4 protein-coding genes are annotated in these 2,945 nt (G+C 76.9%); 2 read left to right on the forward strand and 2 right to left on the reverse strand.

Features of this window, described 5'->3' with window-relative positions; genetic code table 11:
* On the forward strand, positions 1–278 hold a 278-nt coding region (locus tag WCS02_RS19235), incomplete at its 5' end, for an acyl-CoA carboxylase biotin carboxyl carrier protein subunit (RefSeq protein WP_340295895.1).
* A 75-nt stretch (positions 279–353) separates the two neighbouring features.
* Here WCS02_RS19235 and WCS02_RS19240 read toward each other — a convergent pair.
* A complete protein-coding gene (locus tag WCS02_RS19240) occupies positions 354–1,793 on the reverse strand; it encodes an NAD(P)H-quinone dehydrogenase (protein ID WP_340295898.1) in 1,440 nt (479 codons plus the stop codon).
* 271 nt (positions 1,794–2,064) lie between these two features.
* On the opposite strand from WCS02_RS19240, the gene WCS02_RS19245 reads away from it, so the two are divergent.
* Positions 2,065–2,520: a gamma-glutamylcyclotransferase gene (locus WCS02_RS19245; RefSeq protein WP_340295896.1), complete on the forward strand. Its 456-nt coding sequence runs from the start codon at positions 2,065–2,067 to the stop codon at positions 2,518–2,520.
* Here the strand turns inward: WCS02_RS19245 and WCS02_RS19250 are convergent.
* A partial coding sequence (locus WCS02_RS19250; protein WP_340295897.1) for a DUF418 domain-containing protein occupies positions 2,475–2,945 on the reverse strand: 471 nt, incomplete at its 5' end. The genes WCS02_RS19245 and WCS02_RS19250 overlap by 46 nt on opposite strands.

A 2,945-nucleotide genomic window follows, 5' to 3' on the forward strand; every position in this document is an offset into this window, starting at 1 on the left:
CGCCCGCGGGCCCGGCCCGCGCCCCGCGCCGCAGCCGCCGGGGCACCGGCGCCGCCGCCGTGTCCGGCGACTCGCTCACCAGCCCGATGCAGGCGACCGTCGTCAAGGTCGTCGTCGCCGACGGGGACGAGGTGGCCGAGGGCGACCTGGTCGCGGTCCTCGAGGCCATGAAGATGGAGCAGCCGCTCAACGCCCACCGGGCCGGCACCGTCTCGGGCCTCGCCGTCGAGGTCGGCGGCACCGTCACCGCCGGCGCGGTGGTCTGCCAGATCAGCTGACGCGCACCGGCCCGGCTGCCCGGGCCGGTCAGGCGGCCCGGGCGGGAGGCCCGCCCGGGCCGGGACCGTCCGTGATCAGCCGATGGGGCTGGGGTGCAGCCGGCGCGCCGCCTCGGCGATCGAGCCCGACAGGCTCGGGTACACCGTGAACGAGCGGGCCACGTCGTCGACGGTCAGCCGGTGCTCCACGGCGAGCGTCACCGGGAAGATGAGCTCGCTGGCCCGCGGCCCGACGACGACCCCGCCGATGACCGTGCCGGACCCGGTGCGGGCGAAGAGCTTGACGAAGCCCTCGCTGACGCCCTGCATCTTGGCCCGGGGGTTGGTCGCCAGCGGCAGCATGACGGACACGCCCTGCGCCTCGCCCGAGTCGATCTGCGCCTGGGTCCAGCCGACCGTCGCGATCTCGGGCGAGGTGAAGATGTTGCTCGACACCGTCTTGAGCGACAGCGGGCGGACGGCGTCACCCAGCAGGTGCCGCATGGCGATCCGGCCCTGCATGGCGGCCACGGAGGCCAGCGCGAACACGCCGGTGCAGTCGCCCGCCGCGTAGACCCCGGGCACCGAGGTGCGCGAGACCCGGTCGACGGCGATGTGGCCGGACGGGCTGGTCTCGACGCCGACCTCCTCCAGGCCGAGCCCGGCCGTGCTGGGGATCGACCCGACGGCCACGAGGCAGTGGCTGCCGGTGACGGTCCGCCCGTCGGCCAGGGTGACGACGACGCCGTCGCCGTCGCGCCGGACGGTCTCGGCGCGGGCGCGCGACACGACCTCCATGCCGCGGCGGCGGAACGCCTCCTCCAGCACCTCGGCGGCGTCGGCGTCCTCGCCCGGCAGCACCCGGTCGCGGCTGGACACCAGGACGACCTCGGAGCCGAGGGCGAGGTAGGCGGAGGCGAACTCGGCGCCCGTGACGCCGGAGCCCACGACGACGAGCCGGGTGGGCAGCTCCTCCAGGTCGTACAGCTGGCGCCAGTCGAGGATGCGCTCCCCGTCGGGCATGGACGACTCGAGCCGCCGGGGCGTCGCGCCGACGGCGAGCAGGACCGCGTCGGCCTCGAGCACGCGGGTGCTGCCGTCGGGGGCGGTGACCTCGACGTCGGGGCTGCCGTGGCTGCCCTGGGCGCCCTCCACGAGCCGCCCGGTGCCGGGCACGAGGGTGACGCCGACCGCCGAGAGCGAGGCCATGATGTCGGCGGACTGGGCGTGGGCGAGCTTCTTCACGCGGTCGTTGACGACCCCCAGGTCGACGCCGACGTGCTCGCCGGAGGCGACGCCGGCGTACCGGACGCCGAGCTCGGAGCTGCCGTCGACCTGCGTCATCACCTCGCTGGTGGCGATCAGGGTCTTGCTGGGCACGCAGTCGGTGAGGACGGCGGACCCGCCCATGCCGTCGCTGTCGACGACCGTGACGTCGCCGCCGAGCTGGGCGGCGACGAGCGCAGCCTCGTACCCGCCGGGCCCGCCGCCGACGACGACGACCCGCTGGCGCGGCCGGGTCGGCGTCGCCGGCACCGGGCTCGTGCTGGGGGCGGCCTCGGCGGCCGTCGTGGTGCCCGACGGGTCCGGGGCGGCAGCGGAGGAGGGGGTGCCGGAGGAGGTGCCGGTGCTGCCGGCGACCTCGTCGGCGGGCGGGGTGTCGGGCGCCCCGGTCGTGACGTCCTCGGTGAGGCCGGTGGGCTGGTCCGGGGTGGGGACCGTCGTGCTGTCGGCAGGGGTGACGGGGCTGGTCGCGTCGCTCACGAGGACCAGTGTCCCAGGGAGCCGGTCCCGCTACCCTCCCCAGGTGCTCTATGCGGCCTATGCGGGCAACCTCGACCCCGACCGCATGGCCGAGCGCGCCCCCCGCTCGCCCGTCCTGTCCAGCGGCTGGCTGCTCGGCTGGCGCCTGACGTTCGGCGGCGAGGAGCACGGCTGGGACGGCGCGATGCCCACCGTCGTCGAGGCGCCGGACTCCCCGGACGCGGCCGTCTACGTCGTGCTCTACGAGCTCGCCAAGGAGGACGACGCCCTGCTCGACGAGTGGGAGGGCGCGGAGTCCGGGCTGTTCGCCCGCCTCACGGTGCGGGTGCAGACCCTCGAGGGCGAGCTGCCCGCGTTCCTCTACGTGCTCGAGGCCTACGAGGGCGGCCTGCCCTCGGCCGCGACGCTGGGGATGCTCGCCGACGCGGCCGAGGCGGGCGGAGCACCGACGGACTACGTCGCGGAGCTGCGGTCCCGGCCCTGCCGCTCGCTCGGCTGACCGCCCCCGCCCTCCGTACCGCCCCCGTCCTCCGTACCGCGCCCGACGGTCGCACCGCTCCCGCCGGGGGCCCGCGCCACGACGGCCGCCGCGCCCCCGTCTCGGGCCTTGAACACGACCACGAAAGCCACCAGGGTCGCCGCCCACACCGCCACGCCGAGCGCCGTCACCGCCGCGCTCCCCCACCGCGCGCCGGCCCCGCCCGCCCACGGCGCGAGCACCAGCGCGAGGACGACGGAGTGCGCCAGGTAGGCGGGCAGGCTGTGGCGCCCGAGCACGACGAGGGCGTCCCGTGCCCGCTCCCCGGCGGTCGGCGCGGGACCGGTCCCGACCGCACCGACCTGCTGGGCGCCGCCCGCGACCGGGGACCGCGGGGCCAGCACGAGCAGGCCCAGGCAGACGGCGCCGAGCGCGCCGGCCGGGCC

This window comes from Aquipuribacter hungaricus (assembly GCF_037860755.1).
GTDB lineage: Bacteria > Actinomycetota > Actinomycetes > Actinomycetales > JBBAYJ01 > Aquipuribacter > Aquipuribacter hungaricus.